Genomic DNA, 25,273 nt, shown 5'->3' with positions numbered 1-25,273 from the left:
GTGGCAGAACAAGAGCCAATTCCAAGTTTTAAAGTATCATTTCCAATGGTGCCAGGGGCGGGCTCTACCGTACAGGTTCCCCCCACACCCAAAAGCGAAGCTGATCCCTTTATGTCTCAATACGCGCAAAGCCAGCAGTCCCGACAGCAGCTTGTGTGTAAGGATCTACTTGATCCACAGAGCTATGAGCAGGCCCAGCAGTATGCCAAACAACTCTATCCCCAGATGATCGCCAACACGCAGATCATGATGGCCTTTGGGAGCGACTCTGTTGAGGGTATGAATACGCTCATTAATCGGCTGTTAAAAGAGGTCGAGCCGGTAAACATTCCCGAACTGACTCAGATTATGCGTGGTCTTAATAATGAAATGCGCAAGATTCGCCAGAAATATGATGTCAGCAATGATAAGACGCGCGAGAAACTGGAGAAGTGGGCCAATGGAGTAGGTGGTTTCTTTGGGCGTATGAAGTCACTTATCCAGGCGCTTATGGAAGATGCCATGAAGCTTGAAGAGCAGATTGATCGTGTGAAGAAGGAACTTGCTGGTAGCGAGCACCAGATTATACGAAATGTTGGCTACTATGATCAGTTGTACCGCAGAAATGAAGAGGAGATTCAGAAGGTCATCGCCGCTATTGCCGTCATGGAAATAGTTCGCGATCTGGCGGTTGAAGAAGGCCAGAGCATTACAGTTGCTTCTTCTGTTGAGCACCAGAAAGAAGAGCGAAAACGTAATCTGGCGCAATTTGCCCGCAATATGGAAATCAAGATTGCCGAGTATAAAAATCGTCTCTTTGTAGGGTGGACGACTTCCCCCCAGGTGACGAATATGCGCGATCTCGACGTCTCACTGGCCCAGAAATTAGATCTGCTGATGAACCTGACGATACCAGTCATGTTAGGAACCATTCTGCAATGGCGCATGATGATTCAAAGTATGCAGGCTGCGCAACTGGAACAGCTTGTTGCCAGTTCCGCAAATGAATGGCTGACAGCATATTCTCAGGCAGGGGATCAAATTGTGCCATTGGTTGCTCAGGCTGTTGAGACTCCTACTCTTACCCCGGCAACTATTTCCGCGATGGCCGCCGCTGTTGAGAGGCAATCGCAGGCAATTGTTGAGGCGTATGAGCAAGGAAAGGTGCAGCGCGCGGAAAACGATGATGCGATGATGAAGGCGCGCGAGATCATTTCTGCCGCAACAAATGAAGTCAGCACGAGGCTTATTGAGAGCCAGAGCAAAGTAGTGGATGCTCTGGTGCGTAAGGCAGAAACCCCTGCGCTTCCTCCTCCAACACAATTATAATCCGCTGAAAGGCGAAAGAAATTAATGCTGCACCGAGCACTTCAAGAATAGGAAGCGCTCGGTGCAGCATTGTTTGAACCCTATTAAAGCTGGACGTAATCAGACTGATAGACGATCTCGCCCTGAACCAGCGTTTTGCGCACCAGCGGATAGCCGTTATATTCCTCGACCATTGCCAGATCTGCCCATTTCCCGGGTTCAAGCGAACCAAGATCATGATCAATTTTGAGCGCACGTGCTGGATTGAGCGTGACTAAGCGAAATGCTTTTGCCATATCCATACCGTCGCGGATTAGGCGGAATACTGAGACTAGCATTGCCGCTGGATAATAATCGGAACAGATGATATGTGCTGCATTTGCATTGATCGCTTCCAGTGCGCTCAGATTCTTGCCATGCGAGCCGCCGCGTACTACGTTTGGAGCTCCCACGCTTACCTGTAAACCGCGTTCACTGGCATAGAGTGCTGTCTTCAGGTTCATGGGGAATTCGCACACCGAAACACCACTCTCCTGCATCTGATCGACCTTCTCGTAGGTATCATCATCGTGGGATGCCACTGGAATACCTGCCAGAATCGCAGAGTGCGCCAGATGTTTTACCGCCTGCCAGTCAATATGCTTATGTAGTTCTACCATCTCTTCTGCCTTGGCTCTTGCTGCTTCCCCCTCTAATTCGTAGGTCTTGCTCACATAGCGCGCATAGGAGCCAGGCATACGATATTGCCCTTGACCGGGCGAATGATCCATCAAGGAGAGCAGATGAATTGAGCCTTCGCGAATATGCTTATGTGCGATCTCAATCGCGGGGAAATTGAGCATTTCGTAACGCAGATGGAGGCGGTGACGCATGAGGCAGCGTTCCTGTGCCAGCCGATAAAATGTCTGCAATGCTTGTTCGACCACTGTATCGCTGCGAGGCCCTACGCCACCGGCCATCGAGAGCCCATGATAGATCGTCGTGATCCCATGCCCAACCAGCTTCTTTTCTAATTCATAGAAAGCAGTTTCCATGGGGAAATGCGAACCGGGGCGCGGCTCGATCTCCTTTTCAATGGCATCACTATGCGTATCGATGATACCTGGCACGACATACATGCCATCTGCGTCAATCGTTTTGTGAGCAGATTGGACGACACCTGTCTGTTCTGCTGGCACGATGGCTTCAATACGCCCATCCCGGATGAGGAGAGAGCCTTTTACGATTTGATCCGGCAGAACGATTTTGCCGCCCGTAATTACAGTAAAGTTTTTATCCATCTATTTGGCAACATTTCATTGAGAATGATTTACGATTATGAACTATATGCTTTCCTGGCTCTCGCTTCGCTTCTTATGCGCGTCCCCGCGTTTGTCTTATTTTCACCCTATCACATTTCCGCTGCCCATGCCAACCTGCGGAGCCGCTAAATTTCCGGGCTAGAGCGAAAGGGCAAGCTCTTACTGTCCTCGGAGAGGAAAAGCGCCAATTCTTTGCCAATCACTTACAGGGCCTTGAGTGCGATAGAGATAGAGCGTGGTTGCTTCAAATGTATCAGTGAAGCTCTCCCCTATCATGCTGATGATCTCTTTTTTTGTCTCAACAGAAAAGTCTCCGTAGAGGAGACTGAGGTGGGGCATATATTCGGGTTTGGTTACGTTAGGAAAGAGGCTTTTTGCCCGTTGATAGGCACTCATTACCTCTTCTGAAGCTTCTATTCTTACTACCAGCGTCCTGTAGTAGAGGTCTGTGTAATCGACGTTTGCCAATTGGAGATGGTAAGGATGGAGTAGCGACGCCAGTTCCTTGGCTTTTGGAACGATCTCATCCTCTTGTGCCTCTATACTCCCAATTAAGGTGACATGTGGGGGAAATTGTGGGGAAGAGTAACGTTGGGCTAATTGGGTAATGAGTTCCGAAAATTTTTGCGCTGTGGCCCCTGCTGGCATGAGCCACAACGAATATTTTTGAAGCGACATCTCGCTTGTTCCTTTCGATATTGTTTGTGAAACGAATGTGTTAAGTGCGATCACCTGTGATCACAAAGAACGATATGGTTATAAGCATATAGCTGCTCAAGGTCGTCGAGATGACTGTCTGCTATGCATAGTTGTCATCTATGGAAGATACGGTCCCAGTCTCAACGCGGAAGTTGATATGGTCTTCATACTGAGGGAGAGGTATATTGAGCATTCTCAGCAAACGTCCAGCAACTACGCGACCCAGGATCGGCCCATCAAAGGTCAGGCTTGGCCATCCGATGAGATGAGACAGCGAGGTTTGACCGCAACTCACCAATAACGGTTGATCTATGCGCACTTTGAGAGATTGTTTCACATGCCAGGCAGTCTGATCATCACTACACACAAAAGCATCTGGAGGTTCTAAGGAGTTTTGAAGGTTTTCAATAAGATGCCCACATTGCTCAATATCTGTCCATTGATGTACCGTAATATCTGAAAATTGTGCCCAAAATCGCTGCAATGTCGCGGGTTCAAGCCAGGCCGTTGGCCCAATGATAAGCACCATCTTTCTGCTTCCTCGCTTACGCACCCAGTTATAGATAGCTTGCAGACCCTCACTGAGAATATCCTGTTCAAATACTACATAGGGATTGCCACTGCGAATGACACTATCAAGAGCTGAGGAGTCAAGGGTACTCCATTGAGTGAGAATAACGCCATCGAAACGGCCACTTGTGAGCATCTGCAGATAGGCTTTCTGGTGCGTCGTTCGATCCTGTGCTGGATGGGTCCCAATAGGACAAACAAGGAGTTGCATCTGGGCTTTCAAAAGTTCACTCTGGATGCCGGATATAATTTCATTTATCTGTGGATAGTCCAGAGTTGGCAATAACATCGCGATTAGATCGCTACGCCCTTTGTGCAGGCTGCGCGCATTAATGTTGGGGTGATATCCAAACTCCTCAACCAGACGTAAAATTCTGGCAGTCGTCGTAGACGAGATGCGATCACGTCCATTAATAGCCCGTGAGACGGTCGCATAGCTTACTCCAGCAAGATTGGCGATTGTTTTGAGTGTGTGTTCGCGATGGGTAGCTGGGGCAAAGCGCTGATTGGGAAAGAGAAGCAGTTCTGTAAAATCTTCCTGGCTCTGGTGCAACTGCTCAAGAGCCGTCAGCAAGTCTCGCTCTACCTGTGTTGGTAACCCTGAGCGGATGACCACAGGACCGCGAGATAAGAGCGGCGATGTTGCCAGTCTCCTCAGAGGGAGAGAACGCTCTTGCTGAGCAAGGCGTATCCATTCTGCCTCCATCATCGCTCCTCCTGCCACTTCTCCCTTCAATACCGCTTGTGCTACCAAATGGTGGCTGTGCAAAAATTGCGCTTGTAAATCAACATTGGCATCAATACCTGCCTGCTGAAGCAAAAATGTCGCGACAAGGAAACCAGAAGTCGAGTGCGGGCCAACAAAGCCAAATGACTTGCCTTTCAACTGCGCCAGGTGGGTTATCCCACTATCAGTGTGCGTGAAGATCAGGCTTCGATAAGGAGGAGGCAATTCACCCTGAGTCGAAGGAATTTCGATAGGATTCGCAAGCGGTTTTACTCCCAAACGAGCCTGAGCAAGGGCAAACGCATAGGGTCCAAGTTTTGCCCCATCAATTGTCCCCTCTTCCAGGCCCGTGAGTATCTCTTCATAGTTTTGACTGAGCATCACCTGGACCTCCTGCTGGAGGTATCGGCTTAAATATTGCTCTAGTTGAGGTACCCTCGTTTGTGAATGACCAAGTCCACGTTCGAAGCCTGGGTCAGTTGCAAAGACGAATGGGGATGTGGCTCGTTGCACTTCTTGTTTCATGAATATGAATTATAACTTGCCACCTGACTATTTACAACTATTCCTTTAAGCATATATCAAACTTACGAGCCTCATTCTTCTCACTGGCATTTTTTGCTACTTATTAAGTTACTGTTTAGCGATTGTTAAGAAGCGCGCTTCACTTTTTACTGACGCTTTACCTCCTCTTGATTGACTTGCCCTTCCAAAAAAGGTACAACATAAGTGCGTAAAGCCTTACGCGACTGAAGATTGAGATACAGAGAATGCTCACTCTTTACACGAACATCTTGGCGCGTGTGTGCTAACTGCCTCAGAGGTGGTGTAAATGCTCGTAGCAGCAAGCGCACTCAGGTTTTCGCATAAGGAGTAAGAGGCGTTTGATACCAGAAATTGGATAATGCTTTCTAAAGAAATGAAGAAAGAATAGGCAAAGAACTCTTGAGTACGTCAAACACAGCCATTCTTGAGGTTGAAGGCCTCTCAAAAATATACTCAAACGGCTATGAAGCCTTGAGCTCTATGAGCTTCAAAGTCGAGCATGGCGAATTTATCTGTATTATTGGTCGCAGTGGCGCTGGGAAATCAACGCTACTTCGCTGTCTCAATGGATTGATTCCTGTGACGCAAGGGAGTATTCGCGTTCAGGGAAAAGATCTGGTGAGTATGGATGATGATCAGCAATTAGCTCTACGCCGTCACATTGGTTTCATATTTCAGGAATTTAATCTGGTAGACCGCTTATCTGTTTTGCACAACGTGTTAACCGGACGACTAGGGTACCTAAACAATTTTGAAGCTTTAACAGGCTATTTTGGCCGTTCACATCGCGAAAAGGCCCTTGCCTGCTTGGAGCGTGTTAATATGCTCCCACGGGCGACATATCGCGCAGACCGACTCTCAGGAGGAGAGAAACAGCGTGTTGCCATTGCACGAGCCCTGGCACAAGAGCCACTCTTGCTTCTTGCGGATGAGCCTGTTGCGAGCCTTGACCCTGAGCTTTCCTGGAGCATCATACATGACCTGCGTAGAGTTGCGAAGGAAGAGGGTGTTCCAACATTGGTCAATATTCATGATATAGATACTGCGAAACAATTTGCTGATCGCATCATTGGTATTGCTCAAGGGCGGATTCTCTTCGATGGCCCTCCATCCGATCTGAATGCGGAAATCCTGCGTGAGATCTATCGCGGCGCGAACCTTACTGGCGTTTCGCGCTACGAACAATCTGCGTAGACAAAACTATTATGAGCTTCCACCTTTGCGCGTTCTCTGTTCTAAAGAACGTGTTAAGAAGATAAGTGGGCGTATCTCGTAGAATTTGAGGAATTATGAAGGAGTTTGATAGATATGTCTGTCCCTGTTGAAGAGAAAATTCCTTCGGTATCTCCTAATGGCACAAGAGCTGTTGCTCAGAATCAGGTGCGTACTGGCTTCCAACGCTGGTTGCGTGGTCCCGAACCAGATTTACGCCTTCCTTTGGGGAAACTACGTTGGATGCTGGCTCTTTCGTCTGGGGGGTGTGCATTACTGGCTGCTTTGCTTGTCTCGCGGGTTATTGATTTCGGCTCAATGAATGCTGGCTGGATGATCTCTTTTCCAGTCAACATGACCATTGGAATTCTGCTCCTGCTTTTGATGCTCTATAACATTGGCGTAAAGGCATTCAAACGACCACGAACAGACGCATGGCGTAGCCGCAATTCACTTATCTCATCGATCTTGCTCCTGGCGCTCGCTGGCTTCTTTTTGCTTGGGGCTGGTCATCTTGGGCCTCTACATGGCATCGACCTGGGGATATTTACCTATACAGTACAGGCAGTGGACATAAATCTGCTCCTCGTCCTGGTGTTGGTTATGCTATTGGCTTGCCTTGCTCTTATGAGAAGTGCGCTTGCGGGCGTTACTTTGCTGGTGGGCTTTGTCTGGTGGGGTTGTAGTATTGATGGCTTTGGTTGGCAATCATTCGTCGATCTCTTTACCAGCCCGAGTGGAGGACGTTTCCTTCAAGATATGGTGCCGCCGGACTGGTCCTATTTCGGTAATGTCATCAATCCACTGCTCCTTACGATTCAGACAGCCGTACTCGCAACCTTGATTGGCGTCGTAGGAGCCTTACCACTCAGTATTTTAGCCGCTCGTAACACAACGCCGCATCCAGTGATTTATAACGTCGTGCGTTCCATTATCAATACTCTCCGCGCGATTCCATCCCTGATCCTGGCAATGGTATGTATTACCTTCGTTGGTCTAGGTCCTGTCGCAGGTGCCTTTGGTCTGGGAATTCACTCTCTTGCGGTGCTGACAAAACTTTTCGCCGAAGCCATTGAATCAGTCAAAGTGCAACCTATTGAGGCACTACGTGCGACGGGAGCCAATGGTTTGAAGATTTTTCGCTGGGGAATTATTCCTCAGGCGTTCCCACTTCTTATAAGTTCATCAATTTACTACTGGGAATCCAATGTGCGTGACTCAACGGTGGTCGCTTTTGTAGGTGGAGGCGGTATCGGCTTTATCTTACAGGCAAACCTCTCGCTCTTTGAATACGCGCATGTCTCAGTCATTATTGCTTCACTTGTCCTGGTCGTCATTCTGCTCGACCGTGTAAGCGATTATATTCGCTCAAAAATTCTCTAGTCCCTGGTTTGGGACTAAGTAGTACATAGATGTGCATATTTAGCTTCTCTATCTTTGAGAACAAACATGAAAAAGGAGTTTATTTTTATGTCAAGCGTAAAGCTTTACGCAAAGAAATTTGGCTCATTGGGTACTTTGCTGGTGCTCTGCCTCATGGTGCTCGCCGCTTGCGGAAGCAACAATGCTAACACAAACGCGGTCACTTCAAGCGATCCTAACTGCCACAAAGTGAGTTTGAGCCAGGTGAACCTGGGTGTCATTCCTGCTGAGAATGCCACAAAAGTGATGGAGACGACTCGCCCCTTTGCTGACGAATTGAGCCGCCAGTTGTGTGGTGTGAAGGTAAATCTGACAGTGGGTACCAGCTATAGCGCCACGATTACGGCAATGAGCAGCCAGAAGCTCGATGTTGCATGGTTCGGCCCCTTCAGCTATGTCCTGGCAGCTGACAAATATAATGCTCAAGCAATTCTGCGCCAGTTGTCTGTTGATGGTTCTGACCATTATCAGAGCTACATCATCACAACACCTAAAACGGGCATCAATTCGTTGCAGGATCTTAAGGGTCACAGCTTCTCGTTTGTTGATCCCGCCTCTACAAGCGGTAACCTGATCCCTCGCTATACGATGGTGAAGAATGGCCTCAACCCTGATAAGGATGTCAAGGGGATTTTCACTGGCTCGCACGACCTCTCACTGCTGGCTGTCCTCAACGGGAAAGCCGATGCTGGTGCGGTCGCAAGCGACACGTTCGCTGAGCTGGTCAGACAGGGCAAGGTCAAAGAGAGTGATGTGAAGATCATCAGCAAGAGTGATCCTATTCCCAACAGCCCGATTGCCGTTCGCAAAGAGTTGAGTCAGAGTGACAAGGACGCGATTCGCGATGCCTTCGTGGCAATCAAGGATAAGAAACTGCTTGAGCCAATGAATGCTGGTGGCTTCACTAAGGATGATAACAGCTCGTATGACAATCTGCGTGATGTCGCTAAATCCCTCAACCTGGATCTTACCAAGCTGAAATAGTTTGAAAGGACCTGTGCGATGGGAGAGGCTGTCCTCGCAAATTCATGGTAATTGAGTGTGACCGCTTCTCACATCGCAGGCAAAGAGTAACCAGTACGATAGCTGGAGACGACATCTGGAAGACTGAGAGGGCGACCAGGTTTTGATCTGGTTCCCCTCTCCTAGAGAGACACGAGGCATGACACACTACCGTATTCTCGCGAATGCCCCAGAAGCTGATATCTGCCGACTAGCCTCGCTGGTAATGCATGAATATCCTCGCGAACAGGTAAAAATTCTCCATGGCCCTAGCGTGGGTTTAGTTATGTTGCGAATGCGTGAGACCGTTGCCAATAGCCTGTTTAATGCTGGTGAAGTCCTGGTGACAGAGGTACGACTTACGCTCAATGAACAATTTGGCTTTGGGATGGTTATTGGTGATAGCCCTCGCCGCGCCCTGGCGGTTGCTCTGGTTGATGCCGCGCTGCGCCTGGAAGGTGCAATAGCTGCCCGCCTTCGTCAAGAGCTAGAAACTTTGGACCAGCACATCGCGGCTTACAACGCGCAGGAACAAAGACTGGCCCTGGCAACCAAAGTTGAATTTGAGCGCATGTAGGAAAGGCGAGATAATAATGGCAACTGCACTGGATTGGCAAGTATTCTATAACACGCGTACCTTCCGCCTGCTCCTCGACTGTATGGCGCGACCTGGCAAGTATAACAAGCTGCCCATATTTGCGGACACGTTTCCTCCCTATCAGGTGGAACATGAGGCCCCAAAACATGTCAATAGTTTCGCTCTGGGCGCTCTGCTCTCTCTCCTTGATCGTGAGGTATCCTTTACGGTCGCGGCTCATGGAGAGTGGCTACCCCGGGAGAGTGCCCTTATGCAATGGATGTCCTTATGTACTAACTCAGGGACAACAGCTCCTGAGAAAGCTCACTTTGTTCTCTTTGGTGATGATGCCTGCGCTGAGCTCGTTTCGCAACTCCATATAGGCACTCTCCTGGAACCCGAAAATAGCGCGACCGCATTTGTATGCGTTGATCGGCTCGTACAGCTTGGAGCGCATGAGGAGGGGGGGCGTATTGACGAAGGAGGGTTACAGCTTACATTGAGCGGCCCTGGCATTGAACACACACACGAAATAGTGCTCTGGGGACTTTCTCAAAGCATGTATCACGCACTGCAGCAGGCACGCCAGGGATATCCTTTGGGCATTGACCTCTATCTTGTGGATCAGGAGGGGGGCTGTATCGGCTTGCCACGCACCACGCAAATCAGCATGCGAGAGCATACAGAGGAGGTAAAAGCATGACCTATGTTGCGGTAAAAGGTGGCTCACAGGCAGTCTTAAACGCCGAACAATTGGTAGAGTATTACCGCTTGAAAGGACAAAGTGAGCCTATTCAGACGCGCCAGATCCAGGATCAAATGCGCCTGGCTGTTGATCGCGCTATGAGTGAGGGGGCTCTCTATGCGCCAGAACTGGCCGCTTTAGCGCTGAAACAGGGCGAAGGTGACTCGTTAGAGGCAAGCTTTTTACTGAGAGCCTATCGTTCCACCATTCCACGCCTGGATTATAGTCTCCCCATTGAAGGTGTGGGCATGCGACCAATACGCCGTATCTCGGCTACTTTTAAGGACATTCCCGGTGGACAGATACTTGGCCCAACGCGCGATTACCACCTACGTTTATTGAACACGCTGCTCACCGAAGAAAGTAGCGCCTCGACCCGTGAAATCTTATGCGAGATCGAAGAGAAATTGCTCAAGCAGGCAGAAGATGCGGAGCTCGCACCAGTTTTCCCAAAGGTGATCGAAAGCATGCGTGAACAGGGCATACTCGTTGATATTCCTGCCCAGGAACGAGTGGAGACCGAGGCGGAGCCATATGACATCACTCGCAAGGCCCTGGTTTTTCCGGTTCCCCGGAGCGCACGCTTACAATCTCTGGCACAGGCTGATGTTGGTAGTTTGCTCGCTTTCGCGTATAGCAGCGTGCGAGGTTATGGCGATGCACATCCCACACTTGGAGAGGTGCGTGTAGGCTATTTACCAGTACAGGTCGCGCATCCCCTGACTGGGGAAGCGGTAGACATCGGTGAAATCTTTGCGACTGAGTGCGAAGTGGTTTCTAAAGCTTTTACAGATGATGAGGAAAAAAAACAAGCGGGACCAGAGGTTGTAGCGTCTGGAACCCCCAAATTTGGCCTGGGTTATGGCTTTAGCTTTGGACAAAACGAGGTAAAAGCTATGAGTATGTCTATGCTCGACCGCGTAATGAGTGCGGCCAAAGAAGGGAGCTCACATGGAGCTTCTGGTCCTGCTGCTAATGAAGAGTTTGTCTTGCTGCATAGCGACGGCATTGAAGCCAGTGGTTTTACTGCCCACTTCAAGCTGCCCCACTATGTTACCTTCCAGGCAAATATTAGTGTGCTGGAGCGTGCGCAGGAACATCATTCATCTCTCTCTGCTGAGTCCGCAGGACAGCGCCATCAGGCCATGCAACAGATCGATGATTTATTGCAGTTGATTCCCGAGCAGGGCAAAGAGCAGGAGCAGGAATAAGCGGACATGCAAGAGGACATACTTCAAACACTACTACAGCAATCACAGAAGGATGAGGAGCAGCATAGCTCACAGTCAACTACAGGTGAGCGCGAGGCGCTCTACAACTTTGCCTTTATCGATGAAGATTCCAAGCGCGAAGTCCGCCGCAAACTCCTCAAATCGGTTGCTATCCCAGGCCATCTGGTGCCTTTTGCTAGCAGGGATCTCCCTATTGCCCGTGGCTGGGGGACTGGCGGCTTGCAGGTGACGATGACGTTGGTTGAGCCATCGGACACTGTCAAAGTTATCGACCAGGGTGACGATGATAGTGTAAATGCCGTAAACCTCCGCCGACTCATCCAAAAGACAACTGGGGTTGATTTCACAACTGATACTACTCAGGCATCTATCATTCAGACACGTCACCGCATCCCAGAGGAAGCGCTCCGCGACGACCAGATTCTTGTCTTCCAAGTGCCTATGGCTGATTCATTGCGCTGGGTGGAGCCCGTCCTGGAGCATTCTGCACAGATGCATGCTGAAGCTGATTATGGGCGGATGTGGGTCTTTATGTATGAAAGTGTTGTACGCGCTGGCGATGTTGAAATCTCTTCGCAATATCCGGTAATGGTTGAGGATCGATACATTATGGATACCTCGCCAATTCCTCGCTATGATGTGCCGCGCCTGCACATGGCGGAGACGCTCTATCTCTTTGGGGCTGGCCGTGAGAAGCGTGTGTATGCCATTCCTCCCTATACAAAAGTAGTGCCCCTTCAATTTGAGGATTACCCCTTTAAGACGGAACATGATCCCTCTCAATTCTGCGAGCGCTGCGGCGCTAATGATACATTCCTGACGCGCTCTTTCGTTGAGCCGAAAAGGCCTGGAGATGAGGGGCGCTGGATGTTTACCTGCTCAGATACAAGCTATTGCGACAAGCGCTTACGCCAGCAAAGCTCATCTGAGAATTCTGAGGTTTCATTGTAGTGTGCAGCAGAGATGGAGAGAGAATATATGTATACAGAAGAACGCCCCTGGGTTCTCAAAGCGGAGCACCTTCATAAACGCTATGGTCCTGGCTGTGCTTACTGCGAAGCACTCACCGGGGCAGATACCACCAATCGTTGTCCGGTGTGCGGAAGTGTTACCGGATGTGTAGATGTTAGCTTTACACTTGAGCAGGGCGAGGTCTTGGGCATTGTTGGCGAGAGTGGTAGCGGTAAGAGTACGCTGATGCAGATTGTGAACCTCAGCCTGCCCGCCGAGCAAGGCCAACTCTGGTATCGTGAGCTTGATGAGCAGCAGACATCTCAGCATGAGCCAGTCAACCTCCTCACCTTAGATAAGTACGCACGTCGCCAGTTTCGCAACGAGCAGCTCGGAATTGTCTACCAGCGTCCGGAGCTTGGCTTAAACATGAACTTTACTGTGGGGGGTAATGTGGCAGAAAAATTGCTCCTCGCGAATTGGCGTCATGTTGGCAATATCCGTTCGCGAACGAGCGAATTGATGCGCTTGACCGAGCTACCACCCGAGCGCATCGATGAAGAGCCGCGCAAGTTTAGTGGTGGCATGCTCCAGCGTGTGCAGATTGCGAAAGCACTCTCAAGTAACCCCACTGTTCTGCTCCTGGATGAGGTGACCAGTGGCCTGGATCTCTCAGTTCAGGCAAAAGTGCTCGATCTCATCAAACGCCTGCGCTGGGAATTGCAGATGACCATGCTTCTGGTCTCGCACGATCTGGGGGTCATCAAGCAGCTTGCAAACCGCACGATTGTCATGAAGAACGGGCGTATTGTTGAAAGTGGCTTGACCGATCAAATTCTGGAAGATCCACAACATCCCTACACACAGTTGTTGGTCTCCTCAGCACTCTAGTTTCTTAACAGCAAGTAGCAGGGAATAAGATGCATACTATAGACGCTCCCTACATCCTAAATGTCGAAAATCTCGGCAAGCAATTTCAGCTCCACCTTGTGGATGGTCGTATCATTACGCCATTTATCGATGTGACATTTAACGTGCGCCAGGGCAGCCTGTTCATGATTAGCGGCAAGAGCGGCGCTGGAAAAACGACCATTTTGAAGTGCATCTATCGGACCTATCTAACGAACCAGGGCCACATATGGTATGACTCAGAGGAATTTGGCACGGTAGATATTGCTTCGGCGGATGAAAATATTATTTCTCGTCTACGTGAACAAGAACTTGGCTTCTGCTCACAATTTCTGAAAGTATTGCCGCGTGTCCCAGCGCTGGACGTCACGGCTGAACCATTGATCAGGCGCGGCGTGCCGCGTAATGAGGCTTTAGAAGAAGCTTCCCGCTGGCTGGCTCGCCTACAAATTGAAGAGAGCCGCTGGCTGGCTAGCCCTCTTACCTTTAGCGGTGGTGAGCAGCAACGTTTAAACCTGGCACGGGCTTTTATAGCTGAGCCGCGCATTCTCTTGCTTGACGAACCAACCGCCAGTCTCGATGCCGTCTCCAAATCAATTGTGCTTGACATGATAGGCGAAGCCACTGCGAAAGGTGTCACGATTCTTACTGTCTCACATGATATTGCGGCAATTCAGGATCTTGCTGACGATACCTTCTGGCTTGAGGTATAAAGGCGTTTTTAATATTCAATAGAGACGCAAGCAGAGAAAAATACTTGATATAGTAGGAGGATGCTGGTGAAAACACTCATAACGAATGCCAGGCTTGTACTACATGACCAGGTGCTCGATGATGGTTGGCTACTCATAGATGGTGAGCGCATTCTCGACCAGGGACAAGCACAAATATGTCCACAGGTCGAATCCAACACTCACGTGATTGACGCTGCCGGAAATTACCTGCTTCCAGGGCTGATCGACCTTCACTGCGATATGATAGAGAAACTCGTCGAGCCCCGCCCGGGTGTCCAGGTTGACATATCTGTAGCGCTACAGGAGGCGGATTTGCGCCTGGCTGGTTGTGGCATCACCACGGAGTTTCACGCTCTCAGCCTGGATGACAATGAGTTTGGGGTTCGCTCGGAAAACTTTTTTAGCGAACTCACCGCGCATGTACAGAGTGTGCAGAAACGGCTCCTCGTTCGCCATAAGATTCATGCCCGTCTCGAACTCACCAGCCAGCATGGATGTGAGAAGGGAATCGAGATGATGCGTAAAGGCATAAGCGCTCTGGTTTCTATGATGGATCACAGTCCGGGTCAGGGCCAGTATCGAACCGAGCAGGCATTTAAAGAGTATGTGGTTCGCACTACTCATCGGACTCCTGAAGAGGTTGATGCGTTGATTGCGCGTAAGCGCCAACAAATTGCTGAAAAGCCTGCCCGTATTATTGCTCTTAGTCAGGTGGCACGTGAGACCGGCATTCCTCTTGCGATCCATGACGATGACACACCCAAACTAACCGACCAATGGCATTCACTTGGTGTCTCGATTAGCGAGTTCCCTACAACTATGGAGGCCGCTCAGCGGGCCCATGAGCTTGGTGTGAAAGTTTGTATGGGTGCGCCCAACGTTTTACGTGGATGTTCAAGCGGCGGGAATTTAAGTGCGCTTTCAGCCATAGAAGCGAATGCCGTTGATGCACTCTGCTCTGACTATTATCCGTCCGCGATGCTTGCATCGGCCTTTTTGCTGGCAAAGAAGCACTATATGACTTTGCCAGAAGCGGTGCGCATGGTTACGTTGCATCCGGCTCAAGCAGCAGGAATCGGCCACGAGTATGGCTCGCTTGAAAAGGGGAAGATCGCCGACCTGATACTGGTTGACGTCAACGAGCATTTCCAGCCACGTGTTCAGCGTGTCATCCTCGATGGACAAGAACACTTCAGTATTGCTGGTGTTCGTCACTTACAAAAAGGCGCAGAGGCAGTGGTTTTGTAACGATCGTCTAGACACGAAAATCCGAAGCACAATATGTAGGAGACAATGGCAATGACACATGGAATTTTGGAGCCATTTCAAAATGCGGATCAAGCCTGGGCAGCCCTTGAAGAGCAGCAAGGCATGAGTGATGGCGAAGTGATTGATCTCTGGCAGCACCAACTCCAGACCGCAGAACAATTACGCCGCCAGGGCGCAGAGGACGATCTCATCGTTGCGGGACTTTTGCATGACCTTGGTGATGGCCGTGTCGCAGAGTCTGACCATGCATCCTGGGCAGCGCAATTGGTACGACCTCTTTTTGGAGAGCGAATCGCCTGGGTCATAGGCGCCCATGCAGATGCAAAACGTTATCTCTGTACAACTGACCAGGAATACTGGTCTACTCTTTCCCCTGTCTCGCAGCAGACGATGATCCGTCAAGGAGGGCTTATGAATCAGGAAGAGGTCGCGGCTTTTGCAGCGAACCCCTGGGCCGAGGATGCTCTCCTGTTGCGTAAGTGTGACGACGCGGGAAAGAATCCTGAGTATGAAGTCACTAATATCGAGTTCTTTCGCGCAACACTTCAGCGCGTAGCTGCTTTACGCCTGGCAGATAAGAGCCGCTCCCACGAATAAGGATTGAGATTCCCTATAGTAGGAGCGAGATGCTATTCCCATTTCACTACAACTGGCGAGTAGTATCCAGCATTTACGCCTGATATGCAGAATCTCTGTTTAGTAACGATTCTGCATATCAGGCTGCATTGCAAGAATGAATAGTAATTCTATCCAAAAATGTTGAAGCCGAGTCGCTGCCTGATATCTAGCAAGCTCTCGGCTTCGACTCATTTCTCTCAGTCATGAAAGTCTAAGAGACACTGAGAGAAATGCACCTTTGCTGGCGGTGTTTTCAGCGCAACTTTCATTCGCGCGACCCACATAGCAGAGATGGTCTTCAATACTGACGCGTCTGTTGATTGAGACATTACGAGTATAGACCTTCTGTCTCCATTTTGCAAACACAACTTACTTTCTTGGCTTCCCATTGCTAGAGAGAAGCTCACACCGATTGTCGCATGAGCTATTTGAGATGATGCAACCCCCACTGCTATAGAATTTGCACGATGCGTGGCTCAGTTTTGGTGCTCACTGGTTGGTTACTATGTTTGTCTCCCCTCAAAGCTCCTGGCTTGTGGGCTGGAACAAGATTTCATTGATGTCCACGTTGTCGGGTTGGCTTATGGCAAAGGCAACAGTCCGTGCAAAGGAGTCAGCTGGAATGGCCATTTCATAGAGTTTCCGCACATTTTCAGCAATATCTGGCTCAGTGATGCTGCTGGGAAGTTCTGTGTCTACCGCGCCCGGTGAGATCATCGTCGTGCGAATGTTATAGGGTTTGACTTCCTGGCGTAGCCCTTCGGAGATTACCAGCACAGCTGTCTTGTAGGCAGCCAATATCCCTGCCTTAGTAGCGATCCCCCAGGACAGTGATCGTGGAAAATGTACTGTTGATCTTTTCTAAATCCTCTTTAGTAAGATGGATATGGACTGCGTCAATGTTCTCTTCTAGACGCTCAATCTTGCGGCTACCTGGTATTGGTATGATCCACGGCTTTTGAGCGAGCAGCCAGGCGAGCGCGACCTGTGCTGGGGTTGCCTGTTTCTCCTCTCCAATCTGGACCAGCAGGTCGATAACGGCTTGATTTGCTTTGACGGCCTCTGGAGTGAAGCGAGGGTTGCGGCTGCGAATGTCTGAGGTATCGAATCAGTCGCGAGTATAGAAACCTCTTTGGCATTTCCCCTATGCACGATGTACAGCGGTTACGGAAAGAGAAACTTTTTGGCGCGGATTGATGGAGCACGAAGAGAACTCTTTGCCGCTGGTGTTGGTTTCAGGGCTCGCACGAAGCGATACTCTCCGTTTTGATGTGTAACCGCATTTGTGGATCATTGTGGGAATTATTCAATGTTCTGAGAGTCAGTTAAGGCACATGAGAGGAGACTGCTACCATGACTGAACCCATTATCGTTCCAGATCAGCAAGTGCGGGAGGAGTCCCAACCCTCCATCAGTGCAACAGGGAGGACCTTTGACGTTCATGAGTGGAGTGGAAGTGGCCCAGATTATCTGCATGTCCATTACGCCGATGATGAAGCATGGCACATCTTGGAGGGAACTTTGACCTTTCGGTTTCGTGATAGAACTGTTGAGGCCTCAGCTGGAACAACCGTATTTGTGCCAGCGGGAGTTGCGCATACGTATTTTGAGGCTGCGGGCCCAACACGCTATCTTATTATCATGACACCAAGGTTGCGGAAGTTGATAGCTGCCTTGCATAAGGCTCCTCTTCAAGAGCATAAAGAGCTTATGCGCCATTTTGCCTCAGAGGTGGTGGAGTAGGCATCTATTTTAGACCATTTTTGATTGATACGTTGGCTTATGCGCGAAATGTATTGATGTGTATTATGTATATCTGGACAACATATGGAATCGATCCATATGTTGTCCAGATGCCATTTGACTACTATTCCGTCACCTGACGAATCACCCAGGCTGTCCCTGCCTGGGTTTGTAGAGGGCTAACGCGTTCTTGATGAAGGCGTTATGTGCCATCTCTTCCCCTAATGTTTCCAACACAAGTGTGACATCCGCATCTTGAAATGTGCGTGGAGAGCGGGTGCAGGGCAGATCTGTCCCAAAGAGGAGTGCATGTGGATTACGACGTGTAATCTCACGCAACGCTGTTGGCACATCCATGTTGACGCGGCCAAAACCAGAGGCTTTGACGTAAACGCCACGTTCAACCAGTCTCAACAGTTCAGGGAATCCTTCGCGTGAGAGGCCAAGGTGATCGATACATACTTTGGGCAGGTCAAGGAGTCGTGGCGCAAGAGATGAAAGATCCCGTGAGTCTATGTAGACTTCGATATGCCAGCCTGCGAGAGAAAAAATGCGTCGCGCCATCTCTTCGAGCCAGTTGAGCTGTTCTGTTCCACCGCGTCGTAAGTTGAAGCGCACCGCACGCACTCCTAGCTTGTGTAAGGATAGGATAATTTCATCAGATACATCCACTGGGAGTTGTGTTACCCCAACATAGGCTGGCCCCAGCCGTCGCAGAGCCTCAAGCAGATACCCTTGATCATGTGCTTGAAAAGATCCGGAGACGATCGCGCCGCCTTGCATATTAAATGCTGCGGTTCGAGTGCGATAGTCTTCAATACTATAGGGTTCGGGGACAAAGCCTTGATTGGGGGCGAGAGGAAAACGTGGATCAATAATGTGGAAGTGACTGTCAAAAATGGGATAATGAATTGCATCCATACAGATAACCTTCTTCATTCGAAATGGCATCCCATCTCATCGCCTGAAAATCCATTTTGCGATAAACGATGATGACGATGTGTGTGGAATGATGTGGCGAAAATTGGAGGTACCAGTCCTACGTGACCCGGCTTTCCGCCTGCTTTCAGTGTATCAGATGAACACAAGAAAGGTAAAGATGATATCATACTCCGATTCCCGAAAATTATATTTTACATCGTATGCATGAGGTGTTCGTTTCTTAACAGCTCTTGTGAATTCAGCGATTTGCGCAAGTTGCTCAGAACCTGTTTTGCAATACAGGTAGCGAGAGTCCACTCTTTGCTCAGTGCGACTTTAGGTCGTTTACCGGTTTTGGTGTGCCTGAGCGGAATGTTTCTTGAAGAACCCATTGGCTTTTCGATGGGAAATAATTTTGAAATAGAGGAGGTCCCATGATTGTATTTCCAGGAGGCGAAAGCACAACACCCGGCTATCTCGCGTTGCCCCAAAGCGGACAGGGGCCAGGGGTCCTGGTCCTGCATGAGTGGTGGGGGCTGACAGAGCCGTTCAAGCAGGCATGCGATCGGCTCGCAGAGGCGGGCTTTGTGGCGCTTGCCCCCGACTTCTACCGTGGGAAGACAACCGCGTCGATCGATGAAGCCGAAGCGTTGGGAGCGGAGCTGGATCGGAATGAGAAACGCTGGCGTGGTGACATCATGGGTGCGTTGCAATTCTTGCGCCAACACGGCGCGACTCGCCCAACAGACGGTCACGGCGCGTTCGGCTTTGTCGCTTTCTCACTGGGAGGTTCTTACGCGCTTGATATGTCGATCAATTTGGCCGAGGAGATCGCAGTCGTCGTGACCTTTTATGCCACCTATCCTGGTCTGGATTATCACAGCGCGAAAGCGGCCTACCTATGCCACTTTGCTGAGAAGGATCCCTACGTGTCGGCGGAGTCAGCCATGGAATTGGAGCAGGCACTTGGGGCAGCAGGAAGGCAGGCGACCTGTTATACGTATCCAGGAACGAGGCACTGGTTTTTCGATGCCAATCGTGTGGAGGATTACGATGCTTCTGCCGCTACTTTGGCATGGGAACGAACGGTCGCCTTCCTAAACGCCGAATTGTGCCGCTAGCTCCAGGCAGTTTTTTGTGGAGGTGATATTCGTGTGGGGAGTGTTGCTTATGCTGTTGACTTTCTGTCCTGCAAGACATGCTCTTAGATGATCCGATTCAGCCTCGAAAGCAGCAGTCGGATCATCGCCACCTGGATCATTGTCTCGCTCGTCTGCACTTTCCAATCTCCTCCGATGGGTGTATTCCCAAAGACGGATAGATATTACAGGGTAAAGTCGTATTTTCTCACCATGGTGTCGCTTCACCACATTGAAAAAGCGTAAAATCGTAACGTACAATTTATTTTGACGAAGACAATTGATAGCAATTTCAGTAGAGAATTTCGCAGGAGATTGAAGATGTTTCGTTGCCTGAATACGGGTGCATTGTCATTATCTGTGCCTTTTGAAGAAGCACTGGGACTGGCTTCTCGTCATGATTTTGCCGGTCTGGATCTTCCTCTCGGTGAATTGTTTCGACTCGCGAAAGCATCATCTGTGCAAGAGGTGAAGGATCACTTTCATTCAGCTGGTGTGCTTGCTGGAGGGTGGGGGCTACCAGTTGATTATTATGGCGATGAAGCGTCGTATCGTGCTGGATTGGAGCAACTCCCTGCATATGCAGAACTCGCTCAAGCATTGGGGAGTTCCCGATGCTATACCTGGATTAAATCATTCTCTGATACGCTTGAGTATGACGCTAACCTGGAATTCCACATCCAGCGCTTACGGCCAGTTGCGCGCATTCTTGCAGATTATGGTTGCCGCTTTGGGCTGGAGTTTGTTGGGGCGAAGACGTTTCGAGCTGATCATCGCTATGAATTTATCTCTACCCTTCAAGGGGCTTTAGACCTTGGTGAGCGCCTTGCCACAGGGAATGTTGGAATATTGCTTGACAGCTTCCATTGGTATACGTCGCATGGATCATCTGAAGATCTTGCATCTTTAAGCGTTGATCAGGTGGTCTCTGTTCATGTGAATGATGCCCCTGCTCATCGAGGCGCTGATGAGCAGATCGATAATCAGCGCCTTTTACCTGGCGCGAGTGGACAGATCAATATCAAAGATTTCCTTCAAGCATTGAGGCGTATGAACTATCAAGGCCCTGTCGTCGTAGAGCCATTTAATGCTGAATTGGCGAAATTGCCTGCCGATGAGCGTGTGGAGGCAGTCAAACAAAGCCTGGACAATGTTTGGGCTTTGGCTGACCTCGGGTAAATCGCGGTATAGGCAACTAGATATACATACGAATGGATGCATACATGTTTACCTTCTCACTTCTGACCATTAGTGGGGAAATCTTTCTTCATAGAGGGATGATTTGAACTTGCCTTTGAATCAGTGTTGACCTATACTTGGGGATATGAACCCATTGGTCGTTACCGCCAAAAATTGCGGCTTGCTGATTCGTCAGTTCGCTCGTAAGGTGACCGGGTCCTTGTTCGTCCCCGTAATGGTTCTTCCACATGTCTTGATCGCTGAGACGTAGCGGAGGACGCTGGAGGAGCCGCGAGGTAAATTGGCCGTTTGCCTCCAACGATGAACTTCCTTCCGTGTAACGGAAGCAGAGGCCGCGCCAAAGCGCAGTACCATGTCATGTTCACTCCATCTTCTTAAGGGAGGGAAGGAATAGTTATGAGTCCTGCCCAGAACAATGATGCCCTCATCACCGCGGTGCAGGCGGCAAAGCGTGAGGCAAAATGGGCCTCACTTACCAGCTTGAACCGCGGCTACTTTGGGCTGTTCAGGGCCCTGAACAGGCTGGCGAAGGCTCTTCGTCTACCGAGCAATGCCACTGCCTTGGATGCTCGGGGCGACATGAGTGCCCTCGAACAGCTTTCCACCGCTCTGGACGCGCTGGCTGCCCGGCTCGATGGGATGACCAACGCCAACGAGGTGGATCGGATGCCCAGAGCGTTACCCCCAGGTCCTTTGTCCGAAGCTCTGGGTGAGCTTCTCGACGCGCTCATCGAGCGGCTCGGCGGCGTGGACATCGTCAGTGCTGTCGGGTAGGTACTGTGCATGGTGAGTGGGAGGGGTCTTCCTATAGGATCCCTCCCGCTTCACTGGGCTTTCTCCATCTGCTCCAAGACTGAGACCCTCTGTATTAAAATCAATCGAGTTTGCCCTCGCCTCACACTCAGCTGCGTTCATGAATTACAAAGTAAGTGTTGTTTTTCGTTGTATCGATTGCACCTGCTCTCCTGTGACCAGATTTACCACAGCCGTATTTCTCCTTGGAGAGGGGAGAAAAAAGCGCGGGCCGGGGGCTCACCTCTACAGAGGCGAGCCCCCGGCCCTTGTGCATGAGAGCGCTGCTCCTGTCAGGCGTGTTGCAAGGAAACAGTGAGTGACACGGTCTCCTTACCCTCCTTGCCAGCTCCGGTGAGCGCCCAGTCTCTCTGCTTCTTCACGATATTCCGGACTGTGTGTTCCGGCCGGCTCCCGTCTCCTTCCATCAGTAGCCTCTTGGCCTCACTGAAGTCGCTCACGGGAAGAGATACTCTGTACGTGTTCTTCGCGTGTGCGCCATCGAACTTGAGTTCGATGCTCACGGCCGTGTTGAGGTGGGTTGGGGCATCGGTTGAGTGACCGAGTTTCTCACGGATGAACTGGTCCACAGCCTTATGGACAGCTGCCTCGACGAGTTCTGCCAGTTGGTCGTTGTCGGTCACCTCCATTCCTACTTTGGTTGAGCTACCCTCAAACTTGGGCATGCTGCTCCTCTCTGCTCTTTTCAAGGAGCAAGATGAGTGACTTGTTGGACAGGAAACCTCTGGACAGATAGAGCTTGTCCGGTCTCCTGAAGGCAACTCATAGGATGAGTAACCATCAAGGGGAACGGCGTAAACCTTCAATCCAGCTTGCGCTCTCTTACTCATTCGAACTGTCTTGTCACAAGGAGCTTCGCCAATGCAGCGAACGAGCGCGCGAGGGGCTGATGAGCTACAAACTTGTGGGATGAGCAGATAAATGAGTGTTATGAAAAGTAAGAATAGTGTAACAGGCATGAATGAATGAAACAAGGGGAAGTAAGGGGGAAATTAGGGAATGAGACTAAGCTAGATCGATTGTTTACAACAATTTGAGACCTGCTTGCCGTTTGGTAAGTTTTGGTTTTAGAGTCGGTCATAGGTTTTGCTTCTTTAGGAGGATGCGTGGCAGCAGGTATCGAGCATATGATAAGCACATCATTGAAGACAATAAACGTTCTAGGAGGAAACATATGGGCAATCCTATGACACGCACATTAGGGAAAAGCGGGATCGAAGTGAGTGCATTAGGAATGGGGTGTTGGCCTATTGCAGGCATCACTCGCGCTTCTATTGAAGAGGGAAGTGGACCCTTTGGTTGGGGTGATGTGGATGATCATGAGTCGATCCAGGCCATCCATGCCGCTCTCGCACAGGGGATCAATTTCTTTGAAACGGCTGATGTCTATGGGGAGGACACAGCGAAGATCTCTTAGGGCAGGCACTCACTGGCAAACGGCAGGAGGCCGTGCTTGCCACAAAGTTCGGCTTTTCCTTTGATAGCCCCACGCGCCAAATGCTCGGTCGAGATGCCAGCCCATCCTATATTCGCCGCGCGTGCGAGGGAAGTCTACATCGCCTGCGGACTGATTACATCGATCTGTATATGCTCCATATCGGTGAATATGATCCTGTCTACCTGGACGATGTGTGCGATGTCTTAGAAAAGCTCGTTTCAGCTGGAAAAATCCGCTCCTATGGATGGTGTACCTGGCCTGATAGAGTGCAGGGAACAAAAATCTTCGGGGCGCGAACACATGCCGCCGCTATTGAATACCGACTCAACGTTTTGGAAGATACTCCTGAGATGCTTGCGGTTTGTGATGAGTATCACCTCGCTAGCATTAATCTGGCTCCCCTGGCGATGGGACTGCTCACAGGCAAGTATACCCAACAATCTCAGTTCCCTCAGGACGATGTCCGCCAGGATTGGAACTTGCGGACTGGCCTCCAGGCCGATCAACTTAGGCAGCTTGAGCAAGTACGCGAAATCCTAACCAGCGATGGTCGTACTCTGGTACAAGGGGCTCTCGCCTGGATCTGGGCACGTAACAATAACACTATTCCAATTCCAGGATTTAAGACCCTCAAGCAGGTCGAAGAGAACGCTGCCGCACTCCAGTTTGGTCCTCTCAATCAGCATCAGGTATCTGAAATAGAACATTTACTGCAACGCTCGCAAGACCCACAATAATCTGCGCGTAGCGAAGCTCTTTCCAGATTCTCACGGGTTGAGTACATTCTTTTATCAGAACGCTTGCCAAATTGAGGGAGGCATACACCAAACCAATTCTGCAAGCGTTTTTTACGAGAAATGGATGAGCGTGCAATTCACCAGGGAAAGTGCGGTGTATATGGATTGAAAAGAATCTGCATACAAAGAAAACCCAATGTGTATGCGTTTAGAAAGAATCTGCATACAACCTCAAGCAGTTTTAGAGAATAACTATCCCTCTGACGCCGCGTGTCATTTTGCGGCGATGATGTTCGTCGAGGACTCTTTTGTTGACACCAATTTCCAAACCGTGAGTCGCCAGAGATTGTGAGATGCCTTTCGCTTTCTTTGGTTCATATCTGTTTGCCTCACACCAAAGTGTATAGGAGGTCATGATAGTGTTGTTGGCAACCCATGCTCCCTCCACTTTTTGACAGCATTCTGCTAACCACAACGCAACAGTATCTTGTTCTAAGCGTTGAACCTGTGGCAGACCGAGGGCTGCTTTGGGCGTATGGGGCTTCTGCCCTTCTTGTTGATACCACTGCTCTAGCAGGTGCTCTAGCTTGCGAGGGGTATCTGCCTCATCCAATGGTGTATACACGGTGGTTTTAAAGTCTGGTGTGTCCAAAACCTGAAAGGTGAGGCGTTCAAACACGAGATATCCCACTTGTGGATGATTGAGCGTTTTCTTTACTTCCTGAGCTCCCAACACTTCATGGTCAGGCCACCATGCGCGAAATTCAGGGCTGTAGTGCATAAGCTCATGGATTAACTCGGTCAATTGGGGATCCCCAAGATGGCGACCACAACTACTGCGGAATTGTGCTAAGATACGTCGCGCATCTTCTTCCCAATCGACGACGAATTGTCGTGATGCGGAATCAACGAAGAGGCTCCAGACCGTATTGCGTTCGCGAGTTGTCTTCAGGCGAAAATCGCCAAAGACCGCGCATCCTGCGTCGTTCCAAGCTAAGATATCCCATTGCCTGCCTGACACAAAGGCCGGGCGATAACCGAAATGATCGAGGAAATGTTGTAATGTTGGACTCACAACTTCAGGTTCTTGTGATAGTGCTGGTGGTGGTTGCTGGTGTGCCAAGAGGAAGAGATGGCTGCGTTCATTCACATCCAGATGCAAGGCCTGTACCAGGCGCTCTAATACCTGCGTTGACGGCGAAATAGAACGCCCCTGCTCTAACCATGTATACCAATCAACGCTGACACCTACTAACTGTGCGACCTCCGCTCGTCTGAGTCCAGGTGTTTTACGCCTGTTTCCTCTGGGCAGCCCCACCTCTTCAGGTGTAAGCCTGGCTCTGCGCGTTCGCAGAAAATCTCCAAGCTCGTGTAGACGATATTCTTGTTGTTGTTGTTGACTGACCATTCCAACCTCTTTCATTCTGGTGTATGGAACGAGTAGTGAGTGAAACGGAGAAGTATCATTCCTATGATTATCG

At 50.0% G+C, this 25,273-nt stretch carries 23 protein-coding genes and 3 pseudogenes; 17 read left to right on the top strand and 9 right to left on the bottom strand.

Going from position 1 to position 25,273, the window contains the following annotated elements:
* Nucleotides 1-1,308 (top strand): toxic anion resistance protein, encoded by a 1,308-nt coding sequence (locus K3T82_RS00575; protein ID WP_220191565.1) that lies wholly within the window; start codon nt 1-3, stop codon nt 1,306-1,308.
* Between the two features lie 83 nt (nt 1,309-1,391).
* Here K3T82_RS00575 and K3T82_RS00570 read toward each other — a convergent pair whose 3' ends face one another.
* From K3T82_RS00570 to K3T82_RS00560, 3 genes are all read right to left on the bottom strand, one after another.
* The gene (locus tag K3T82_RS00570) at nt 1,392-2,567 is read right to left on the bottom strand and encodes an alpha-D-ribose 1-methylphosphonate 5-triphosphate diphosphatase (protein ID WP_220191564.1); all 1,176 of its coding nucleotides are present in this window, start codon (nt 2,565-2,567) and stop codon (nt 1,392-1,394) included.
* 180 nt (nt 2,568-2,747) lie between these two features.
* Entirely contained in the window at nt 2,748-3,266 is a 519-nt protein-coding gene (locus K3T82_RS00565) for a 2'-5' RNA ligase family protein (protein WP_220191563.1), read from the bottom strand.
* 121 nt (nt 3,267-3,387) lie between these two features.
* Nucleotides 3,388-5,109 carry a PhnD/SsuA/transferrin family substrate-binding protein gene (locus K3T82_RS00560; protein WP_220191562.1) on the bottom strand — a complete coding sequence of 574 codons (1,722 nt, stop codon included), beginning with the start codon at nt 5,107-5,109 and terminating at the stop codon, nt 3,388-3,390.
* A gap of 420 nt (nt 5,110-5,529) precedes the next feature.
* Between K3T82_RS00560 and phnC the strand changes: the two genes are divergently transcribed.
* The 11 genes from phnC to K3T82_RS00505 all read left to right on the top strand — a co-directional run bounded on the left by phnC (nt 5,530) and on the right by K3T82_RS00505 (nt 15,780).
* Complete coding sequence (gene phnC, locus K3T82_RS00555) at nt 5,530-6,324, top strand: phosphonate ABC transporter ATP-binding protein (RefSeq protein WP_268886604.1); 795 nt, start codon at nt 5,530-5,532, stop codon at nt 6,322-6,324.
* A gap of 114 nt (nt 6,325-6,438) precedes the next feature.
* The gene (gene phnE / locus K3T82_RS00550) at nt 6,439-7,725 is read left to right on the top strand and encodes a phosphonate ABC transporter, permease protein PhnE (RefSeq protein WP_220191561.1); all 1,287 of its coding nucleotides are present in this window, start codon (nt 6,439-6,441) and stop codon (nt 7,723-7,725) included.
* A gap of 87 nt (nt 7,726-7,812) precedes the next feature.
* Nucleotides 7,813-8,748, top strand: a complete 936-nt coding sequence (locus tag K3T82_RS00545; protein ID WP_220191560.1) for a phosphate/phosphite/phosphonate ABC transporter substrate-binding protein — start codon at nt 7,813-7,815, stop codon at nt 8,746-8,748.
* A gap of 178 nt (nt 8,749-8,926) precedes the next feature.
* A complete protein-coding gene (gene phnG, locus K3T82_RS00540) occupies nt 8,927-9,343 on the top strand; it encodes a phosphonate C-P lyase system protein PhnG (RefSeq protein WP_220191559.1) in 417 nt (138 codons plus the stop codon).
* Nucleotides 9,344-9,359: 16 nt separating this feature from the next.
* Complete coding sequence (gene phnH, locus K3T82_RS00535) at nt 9,360-10,046, top strand: phosphonate C-P lyase system protein PhnH (RefSeq protein ID WP_220191558.1); 687 nt, start codon at nt 9,360-9,362, stop codon at nt 10,044-10,046.
* Nucleotides 10,043-11,299, top strand: coding sequence for a carbon-phosphorus lyase complex subunit (locus K3T82_RS00530; protein ID WP_220191557.1), 1,257 nt, complete (start codon nt 10,043-10,045; stop codon nt 11,297-11,299). Before phnH ends, K3T82_RS00530 begins: the two co-directional genes overlap by 4 nt.
* A 6-nt stretch (nt 11,300-11,305) precedes the next feature.
* Entirely contained in the window at nt 11,306-12,271 is a 966-nt protein-coding gene (locus K3T82_RS00525; RefSeq protein ID WP_220191556.1) for an alpha-D-ribose 1-methylphosphonate 5-phosphate C-P-lyase PhnJ, read from the top strand.
* Between the two features lie 27 nt (nt 12,272-12,298).
* Nucleotides 12,299-13,162 (top strand): ATP-binding cassette domain-containing protein, encoded by an 864-nt coding sequence (locus K3T82_RS00520; protein WP_236030907.1) that lies wholly within the window; start codon nt 12,299-12,301, stop codon nt 13,160-13,162.
* A gap of 29 nt (nt 13,163-13,191) precedes the next feature.
* Nucleotides 13,192-13,893 carry a phosphonate C-P lyase system protein PhnL gene (locus K3T82_RS00515; protein ID WP_220191554.1) on the top strand — a complete coding sequence of 234 codons (702 nt, stop codon included), beginning with the start codon at nt 13,192-13,194 and terminating at the stop codon, nt 13,891-13,893.
* 66 nt (nt 13,894-13,959) lie between these two features.
* On the top strand, nt 13,960-15,162 hold the full coding sequence (locus K3T82_RS00510) for an alpha-D-ribose 1-methylphosphonate 5-triphosphate diphosphatase (RefSeq protein WP_220191553.1): 1,203 nt from the start codon (nt 13,960-13,962) through the stop codon (nt 15,160-15,162).
* Between the two features lie 51 nt (nt 15,163-15,213).
* Nucleotides 15,214-15,780, top strand: a complete 567-nt coding sequence (locus tag K3T82_RS00505; RefSeq protein WP_220191552.1) for an HD domain-containing protein — start codon at nt 15,214-15,216, stop codon at nt 15,778-15,780.
* A 540-nt stretch (nt 15,781-16,320) separates the two neighbouring features.
* On the opposite strand, the pseudogene K3T82_RS00500 reads toward K3T82_RS00505, so the two are convergent.
* Together K3T82_RS00500 and K3T82_RS00495 are read right to left on the bottom strand one after the other, a co-directional pair.
* Nucleotides 16,321-16,596, bottom strand: a pseudogene (locus K3T82_RS00500) (SDR family oxidoreductase); the annotation flags it as partial.
* A gap of 13 nt (nt 16,597-16,609) precedes the next feature.
* Nucleotides 16,610-16,909 (bottom strand): annotated as a pseudogene (locus tag K3T82_RS00495) (aldo/keto reductase); the annotation flags it as partial.
* 245 nt (nt 16,910-17,154) lie between these two features.
* Between K3T82_RS00495 and K3T82_RS00490 the strand changes: the two are divergent.
* On the top strand, nt 17,155-17,544 hold the full coding sequence (locus tag K3T82_RS00490) for a cupin domain-containing protein (RefSeq protein WP_220191550.1): 390 nt from the start codon (nt 17,155-17,157) through the stop codon (nt 17,542-17,544).
* Nucleotides 17,545-17,688: 144 nt separating this feature from the next.
* Here K3T82_RS00490 and K3T82_RS00485 read toward each other — a convergent pair whose 3' ends face one another.
* Complete coding sequence (locus K3T82_RS00485) at nt 17,689-18,465, bottom strand: amidohydrolase family protein (RefSeq protein WP_220191549.1); 777 nt, start codon at nt 18,463-18,465, stop codon at nt 17,689-17,691.
* A gap of 434 nt (nt 18,466-18,899) precedes the next feature.
* Here K3T82_RS00485 and K3T82_RS00480 point away from each other — a divergent pair, with 434 nt between their 5' ends.
* Entirely contained in the window at nt 18,900-19,586 is a 687-nt protein-coding gene (locus tag K3T82_RS00480) for a dienelactone hydrolase family protein (protein WP_220191548.1), read from the top strand.
* Between the two features lie 339 nt (nt 19,587-19,925).
* Nucleotides 19,926-20,783 (top strand): sugar phosphate isomerase/epimerase family protein, encoded by an 858-nt coding sequence (locus K3T82_RS00475; RefSeq protein ID WP_220191547.1) that lies wholly within the window; start codon nt 19,926-19,928, stop codon nt 20,781-20,783.
* Between the two features lie 192 nt (nt 20,784-20,975).
* Here K3T82_RS00475 and K3T82_RS00470 read toward each other — a convergent pair whose 3' ends face one another.
* Entirely contained in the window at nt 20,976-21,158 is a 183-nt protein-coding gene (locus K3T82_RS00470; protein WP_220191546.1) for a hypothetical protein, read from the bottom strand.
* Nucleotides 21,159-21,200: 42 nt separating this feature from the next.
* Between K3T82_RS00470 and K3T82_RS00465 the strand changes: the two genes are divergently transcribed.
* Complete coding sequence (locus K3T82_RS00465; protein ID WP_220191545.1) at nt 21,201-21,578, top strand: hypothetical protein; 378 nt, start codon at nt 21,201-21,203, stop codon at nt 21,576-21,578.
* 311 nt (nt 21,579-21,889) lie between these two features.
* Here K3T82_RS00465 and K3T82_RS00460 read toward each other — a convergent pair whose 3' ends face one another.
* Nucleotides 21,890-22,282, bottom strand: coding sequence for a hypothetical protein (locus tag K3T82_RS00460; protein WP_220191544.1), 393 nt, complete (start codon nt 22,280-22,282; stop codon nt 21,890-21,892).
* A 437-nt stretch (nt 22,283-22,719) separates the two neighbouring features.
* Here K3T82_RS00460 and K3T82_RS00450 point away from each other — a divergent pair.
* Nucleotides 22,720-23,792, top strand: a pseudogene (locus tag K3T82_RS00450) (aldo/keto reductase).
* A 241-nt stretch (nt 23,793-24,033) separates the two neighbouring features.
* Here K3T82_RS00450 and K3T82_RS00445 read toward each other — a convergent pair.
* A complete protein-coding gene (locus K3T82_RS00445) occupies nt 24,034-25,200 on the bottom strand; it encodes a helix-turn-helix transcriptional regulator (RefSeq protein ID WP_236030901.1) in 1,167 nt (388 codons plus the stop codon).
* Nucleotides 25,201-25,273 lie beyond the last annotated feature (73 nt).

This window comes from Ktedonospora formicarum, assembly GCF_016587355.1.
GTDB lineage: Bacteria > Chloroflexota > Ktedonobacteria > Ktedonobacterales > Ktedonobacteraceae > Ktedonobacter > Ktedonobacter formicarum.
This window is presented reverse-complemented; position numbering and strand designations above follow the sequence as displayed.